4 protein-coding genes and 1 pseudogene are annotated in these 6,688 nt (G+C 64.7%); 2 read left to right on the top strand and 3 right to left on the bottom strand.

What is annotated here, in order from left to right; all coding sequences use genetic code 11:
- Positions 1–325: pseudogene (locus tag AC1DW2_RS02530) on the top strand (LVIVD repeat-containing protein); the annotation flags it as partial.
- 69 nt (positions 326–394) lie between these two features.
- Here AC1DW2_RS02530 and AC1DW2_RS02525 read toward each other — a convergent pair.
- Positions 395–1,756 carry an ABC transporter substrate-binding protein gene (locus AC1DW2_RS02525; RefSeq protein WP_477005152.1) on the bottom strand — a complete coding sequence of 454 codons (1,362 nt, stop codon included), beginning with the start codon at positions 1,754–1,756 and terminating at the stop codon, positions 395–397.
- A gap of 201 nt (positions 1,757–1,957) precedes the next feature.
- Between AC1DW2_RS02525 and AC1DW2_RS02520 the strand changes: the two genes are divergently transcribed.
- Positions 1,958–3,811: an ATP-binding protein gene (locus AC1DW2_RS02520; protein WP_346283423.1), complete on the top strand. Its 1,854-nt coding sequence runs from the start codon at positions 1,958–1,960 to the stop codon at positions 3,809–3,811.
- Positions 3,812–3,877: 66 nt separating this feature from the next.
- Here the strand turns inward: AC1DW2_RS02520 and AC1DW2_RS02515 are convergent, their stop codons facing one another.
- Both AC1DW2_RS02515 and purB read right to left on the bottom strand, forming a co-directional pair.
- On the bottom strand, positions 3,878–5,050 hold the full coding sequence (locus AC1DW2_RS02515; protein WP_283016982.1) for a M20 aminoacylase family protein: 1,173 nt from the start codon (positions 5,048–5,050) through the stop codon (positions 3,878–3,880).
- A 118-nt stretch (positions 5,051–5,168) separates the two neighbouring features.
- Positions 5,169–6,476, bottom strand: coding sequence for an adenylosuccinate lyase (purB, locus tag AC1DW2_RS02510; RefSeq protein ID WP_477005151.1), 1,308 nt, complete (start codon positions 6,474–6,476; stop codon positions 5,169–5,171).
- Between the last annotated feature and the right edge of the window lie 212 nt (positions 6,477–6,688).

Below are 6,688 nucleotides of genomic sequence, written 5' to 3'. Positions count from 1 at the left end.
GCCGACGCCACGCGATCGCGACTTCTGTGCGAAGGGCACCTTCGGTCCGCATAATCTGCACGAGAACCGCCCCGGCTCCTTCCAGAGCGAGGAGACGATTTTCGCGACCTACAACAATGCCGGCGTCAGGGTGTTTGACGTCAGGGATCAGTTTGCGCCGAAGGAGATCGCGTATTGGGTGCCGCCGACACCGAAAAAACTCGTCGACCCCCGCCCGAACGTCGCGCTCGCAGCCAAGACCTGCGATTCCTATGTGCGGCCCGACGGGCTGATGTTCGTCTCCGACTGGAACGCCGGCATGCACGTGCTGCAATATCAGGGGTAATCGCCGCGCAGCGGGAGTCGGCGACTTGTCCGCCGTGGCCACCTCTTCCGATTGGGTGACGCCTCGCCGCTACCCGCGGATCGCCGCATTGGCCCTTTCGGCCGCGCCCGTCATCGCATCCTTGGCCGATTTCGCCCCGTTGACCACTTCATTCACGCCGATCATGAAGGCGTCCAGGATCAGTCTCGATTGCGGATGGAAAAGAATCGCCTTGGCGCGGTCGACGTCGGCATTCTGCAAATTGATCAGCGCCGCCTCGGCGGCCTGCGGACCGAACGCCTTCCTGAAGCCCTCGCTCGACCAGGCCGACACGCGTGTCGTCGCCAGCCCTGCTGCAGCAGTCTGCAGCGAGGTCGCCTTGCTCGTCGCCCAGAGCAGGAACAGGAAAGCCGCGCGCTTGTTTCGCGATTTGGAATTGATGCACGCCTGCCAGTGCGACATGAAGGGGACAGGGCCGCGACCGGCGAGATGCGGAAAGGTTGCAAACCCGGCCTGCTTGGCGACACGGCTTTTCGCTGGATTGGAAATGTCGGTCGCGAAGTTGCTGCTGTCGATCGCCATGGCCGTCCGCCCCTGCAGGAAGTCGTCCAGCACGTGGTACCATTCGTAGCTGCCGACGCCGGCAGGCCCGGCTTGACCGAGCAACTGTCCGTACATCTCGACGGCCGCGATCCCCTCCGGGCTCGCGAAAACGACCCTGTTGTGCTCGACCATGGCCCCACCGTAGGAGAACAGGAAGCCCATGGCTGGCGGGGAGGAATTGCCGCTCGCCTGGGCCCGCATCGCGATCCCCGACATCCCGTTGCCCTTGACCGCCTTGGCGGTGACAAGCAGCTCGTTGAAAGTCTGGGGTACCGGCTGGTCCTTGGCTGCCAGCGCATCGCTGTTGATGAACAGGGTCGTCGCCTCTGAGGTAATCGGGACCGCGTACCGTTCGCCGTCCGACCACAGCGGGAAGGCGCGGGCCGTCTTGAGCAGGTCGCTCTCGTCATACCAGGCGGGGTCGGTCAGCGACTTCATGGAATAATAGCCGTTCAGTGGCTCCACCCATCCGTTCGTGATGCCCTGGCCATAGGTCGTGAACATGAAGACGTCGGGCGTGCTACTGCCGCGAGCGAGCCTGATCGGCAGCGCGCCGAGGTAGGTGGTTTCCAGCTGGAAATCGATGGTGACGTTGATGCCGGTGAGGATGGTGAACTCCGGCAACAGCGGCGCGATCGCGTTCGACCACGGATGGATCGCACCCGAAAGTGCGATCGTCTGTCCCGCAAATTGCTTCCAGTCGATCGCGGCGTTGGCGTTAGCCGCAGCGGAATCCTCGGCAAAGCCCCATCGCGGCAGCGCGGTCAGGCCCGCGCCAGCTGCCCCCAGTCCCTTGATGAAACTGCGGCGGCTCGCCGGATGGCTCAATGAGTTTTCACCCTGTGCCATGATGATGCTCCTTGAATCAACCAAGGGCATTCATCCATAGCACACGCACGGTGCCGCAGTCCTGCGACATCACGGCCCGACCTCTGGCGTATCCGATGAATGTCGGGTTCCCGACCTCCTTATCCGTGCTATTGTCCCATCATGCTCTGGCGTCGGCACCAGAACACGCGCGGTCACACGAGCATCGAAGACCCACGGCCAATGTCCGTACCTGTTCGGGCCCTGCCTCTGCGATGGTTTGCTCGTCCGCTGATCCTTGCGGTCGCAGTGCTTGTGACCCTGTTTGCCGCGACCAGCTTCCTCGGCCTGCAATATTGGCAGGAGCGGCAAGCAGCTCATCACTTCATCGAGCATAGCCGCCAGGTCCTCGAAACGCTTGATCGGCTGCGGGCGATCGTCGCGGAACTGGAGACTGAAAGGCGCGGGTATCTCATGACCCTCGACCCCGCCTATCTCAAGGCCTACGGCGTCTCTGACGAAAGCGTACGGCGCGAGGCTCAGGCGCTGCAGATGTTGGTGGCGGATGATCCGATGCAGGGCCTTCGGGCCGGACATCTGGCGCTGACCGTTACAGCCACGCTGCGCGAGATCGACGAGCTGCTGAAGACGGCCGGCACGTCCGGGCTGGCCGCGCTGGCAATGATCCGCAGCATGGACGAGATCCGCTCGCAAATCGACCAGATGGTGGATCACGAGCGCTTTCGGCTCGCCGGCCGGGAGGCGCGCGCAGAAGCATTCGAGCAACGTTGGACCTGGCTGATCGCCGGCGCCGTTGTCCTCGTCGTCGCGCTGGCCGCAGCGGCGCTGGCGCTCGCGCGGCTCGAAGCGAAACGGCGGCGGGAGGCGACCGAGGAGAACATCCAGCTCCAGAGTGATCTTGCAGCACGGGATATCAAGATCAGGCGCCTGTTCGATGCCAACATCATCGGCATCATCATCTGGGAAGTCGAGGGGCGCATTCTCGAGGCCAACGATGCCTTCCTGCGCATCGTGGGATACGACCGGGAAGATCTCGCCGCAGGGCGCCTGCATCGGACCGACCTCACGCCGCCGGAATGGCGCGACCGCGACTTGCATACCGTGGCGGAACTGAAGCGGATCGGGACGGCCCAGCCATTCGAGAAGGAGTATGTGCGGAAGGACGGAAGCCGTGTTCCGGTGCTGATCGGCGGGACCATGTTCGGAGAAGGTACGGATCATGGCGTCGGCTTTGTCCTTGATCTGACGGCTCTCAAGCGGGCGGAAGCCGAAGGCCGCGAACACGAGCGGCGCTACCGTGAAGCGCTGATGGAGCTTGCGCACGCCAATCGCGTCACCACGATGGGACAGCTAACCGCTTCGATCGCCCATGAAGTCAACCAGCCGATCGCCGCGATCGTGGCGAACGCCGAGGCCGGGCTGAATTGGCTGGAGGCGCGACCGCCAAACCTGGAGCGGGTTCGACAGACCCTCGACTGGATCACCGGTGATGGTATGCGAGCCGGCGACATCATCGGCCGGATCCGGGCGCTCATCAGGAACGCGCCCCCGCAAAAGGAGACACTGGAGATCAACCCGGCGGTGCTTGAGGTCATCGCGCTGACACGCAGCGAAGCGTTCAAGAACGGCGTCTCGGTGCGAATGCAATTTGCCGAGGGCTTGCCGCCGATTCAGGCCGACCGGGTTCAAGTTCAGCAAGTGGTGCTCAACCTGATCGTCAACGCGATCGAGGCGATGGCCGCGGTCGGCGAGGGGGGACGGGAGTTGCTGATCAGCACCGGTCGGGATGCATCGGACGGCGTCCACGTCACCTTGCGGGATTCCGGTCCGGGGCTGGATCCGAAGAACGTGGATCGCCTGTTCGAAGCCTTCTACACCACCAAGCCCACAGGCATGGGGATGGGTCTCGCCATCTGCCGCTCGATCATCGAGGCACATGGCGGGCGGATGTGGGCCGGCGCAAACGAGCCGCGGGGCGCCTTCTTCCAGTTCACCCTGCCGCTCGCCTCAGACGAGGCCGCATCTCGCCCGCTGGAGACGGAAGAGCCAACGGGGCAACGCTCTGCGGCTCGATGACGGGCTCCGCGTGGCGTGGCCCTTTGGCGGGAATGTCGCCAGTGCCACGGCTGCCGCGAAGCGGCGCTAACCCGCCGGCATCCGCGTCTCCACCAGGCGCGCCCAGTAGGAGGCGCCGTGGCCGAGGATGTTGTCGTTGAAGACATAGGCCGGGTGGTGGCACTCGTTGCCGTCGCCCATGCCGACCAGGATCATCGCGCCGGGACGTGCTTCCAGCATGAACGAGAAGTCCTCGGCGCCCATCATCGGGATGAACTTGTCGTTGACGCGCTCGGCACCGACGATGTCGCGGGCGACGTCGGCGGCGAGGCCGGCCTCGCGCGCATGGTTCATCGTCACCGGATACATCCGCGTGTACTTGGTCTCGGCCGAGCCGCCATAGGCGCGGGCGACGCTCTCGGCGACCTCGCCGATGCGGCGCTCGACGAGATCGCGCACTTCAGGATCGAGCGTGCGGACGGTGCCGCCGAGCTCGGCGACTTCAGGAATGATGTTGAAGGCCGTGCCGGAGTGGAATTGCGTGATCGAGATGACGGCGGACTTCAGCGGATCGACGTTGCGCGCGACGATCGACTGTAGCGCGTTGACGATCTGCGAGCCGATCAGCACGCTGTCGACGGATTTGTGCGGACCGGCGCCGGCGTGGCCGCCCTTGCCGTGGACGGTGATCTGGATGTTGTCGGACGAGGCGAGCATCGCGCCGGGCGTCGTTGCGAAATGGCCTTCGGGCAGGCCCGGCATGTTGTGCATGCCGTAGACCTCCTGGATGTTCCAGCGCGTCATCAAGCCGTCTTCGACCATCGCCTTGCCGCCGCCGCCGCCTTCTTCCGCAGGCTGGAAGATCATGATCGCGGTGCCGTCGAAATTGCGCGTCTCGGCGAGATATTTGGCGGCACCGAGCAGCATGGCGGTGTGGCCGTCATGGCCGCAGGCGTGCATCTTGCCGGGCACCTTGGAGGCGTAGGTGACGCCCGACGTCTCCATGATCGGCAGCGCGTCCATGTCGGCACGCAGCCCGATGGTCTTGCCGGAGGCGGACTTGCGGCCGCGGATCACGCCGACGACACCGGTCCGGCCGATGCCCGTCACCACCTCGTCGCAGCCGAATTCGCGCAAGCGATCGGCGACGATGCCGGCGGTGCGATGGACCTCGTAGAGCAGCTCCGGGTTCTCATGGAAGTCATGGCGCCAGGCGGCCATTTCGTCGGAGAGGGCGGCAACGCGGTTGACGATGGGCATGAGGGGATCCGTTTCTTGTTCGTAGGGTGGGTTAGCGTAGCGTAACCCACCGCCTTGTCACGGGGAATGGTGGGTTATGCCTGCGGCTAACCACCCTCCGGTTTCTACGGACGCGCGCTCAGCTCTCGCCGAACACGCGCTTGAAGATCGTGTCGACATGCTTGAGGTGGTAGCCGAGGTCGAACTGCTCCTCGATCTCGGTGTCGGTGAGATACTTCTTCACTTCAGCGTCCTTCTTCAGGAGCTGGAGGAAGTCGCCTTCGCCGCGCCAGACCGGCATCGCGTTGCGCTGCACCAGCTTGTAGGCGTCCTCGCGGCTTGCGCCCTTCTGGGTCAACGCCAGCAGCACGCGCTGCGAATGCACGAGGCCGCCGAGGCGGTCGAGGTTCTTCTGCATGTTGGCGGGGTACACCAGCAGCTTGTCGATCAGGCCGGCGAGGCGCACCAGCGCGAAGTCGAGCGTCACGGTGGCATCCGGGCCCATCATGCGCTCGGCGGAGGAGTGCGAGATGTCGCGCTCGTGCCAGAGCACGACATTCTCCAGCGCCGGCGTCACATAGGCGCGCACCATGCGGGAGAGGCCGGTGAGGTTTTCCGACAGCACCGGGTTGCGCTTGTGCGGCATCGCCGACGAACCCTTCTGCCCTTCGGAGAAGAACTCTTCGGCCTCCAGCACCTCGGTGCGCTGCATGTGGCGGATCTCCACCGCGATACGCTCGACCGAGGAGGCGATCACGCCAAGCGTCGAGAAATACATCGCGTGGCGGTCGCGCGGGATGACCTGAGTGGAGATCGGCTCGGGGACGAGGCCCATCGCCTTGGCGACGTGCTCTTCGACGCGCGGGTCGATCTGCGCGAAGGTGCCAACGGCGCCGGAGATGGCGCAGGTCGCAACTTCCTTGCGCGCCGCGATCACGCGCTCCTTGGCGCGCGAGAATTCGGCATAGGCATAAGCGAGCTTGAGGCCGAAGGTCACAGGCTCGGCGTGGATGCCGTGGCTGCGGCCGATGGTCGGCGTCATCTTGTGCTCGAAGGCACGCTTCTTCAGCGCGGCCAGCACCTTGTCGAGATCGGCGAGCAGGAGGTCGGCGGCGCGGGTGAGCTGGACGTTGAGGCAGGTGTCGAGCACGTCGGAGGAGGTCATGCCCTGGTGTACGAAGCGCGCTTCGGGGCCGACGATTTCGGCAAGGTGGGTCAGGAAGGCGATGACGTCATGCTTGGTCTCGCGCTCGATCTCATCGATGCGGGCGACGTCGAAAGTGGCGTCCTTGGCCTTGGCCCAGACCGTCTTGGCGGCCTCTTTGGGGATGGTCCCGAGCTCGGCGAGGGCGTCCGCCGCGTGCGCCTCGATCTCGAACCAGATCTTGAACCGGGTCTGCGGCTCCCAGATCGAGGCCATTTCCGGGCGGGTATAGCGGGGGATCATCAGACTGCTCCAGGAAGGTGGGCGGGCGGCCCAAGGGGGCGGCGACCGGCCAAAATGCTTTTTACGCCGTGATTTAGCAGAGCGGGCAGGGCGAAACAAACGATCTGGACCCCAGGCGAGGGGGATCGGCGAGCTATCCACCGCCCCTGGACCAGCCCAAGCTGAGGAGACGCCGCCCGCAAAAATTAACTGTCAATCACGGATCATTGACT

It is taken from the genome of Bradyrhizobium sp. P3_C3 (assembly GCF_056402655.1).
Note: the sequence above shows the minus strand (reverse complement) of the source record. Positions and strands in the feature narration are given on the sequence as shown.

Excerpts from the sequence above, each read along its gene's own strand:
- AC1DW2_RS02525 (WP_477005152.1), bottom strand. The coding sequence starts at position 1,756 with ATGGCACAGGGTGAAAACTCATTGAGCCATCCGGCGAGCCGCCGCAGT.
- purB (WP_477005151.1), bottom strand. The coding sequence starts at position 6,476 with ATGATCCCCCGCTATACCCGCCCGGAAATGGCCTCGATCTGGGAGCCG.
- AC1DW2_RS02520 (WP_346283423.1), top strand. The coding sequence starts at position 1,958 with ATGTCCGTACCTGTTCGGGCCCTGCCTCTGCGATGGTTTGCTCGTCCG.
- AC1DW2_RS02515 (WP_283016982.1), bottom strand. The coding sequence starts at position 5,050 with ATGCCCATCGTCAACCGCGTTGCCGCCCTCTCCGACGAAATGGCCGCC.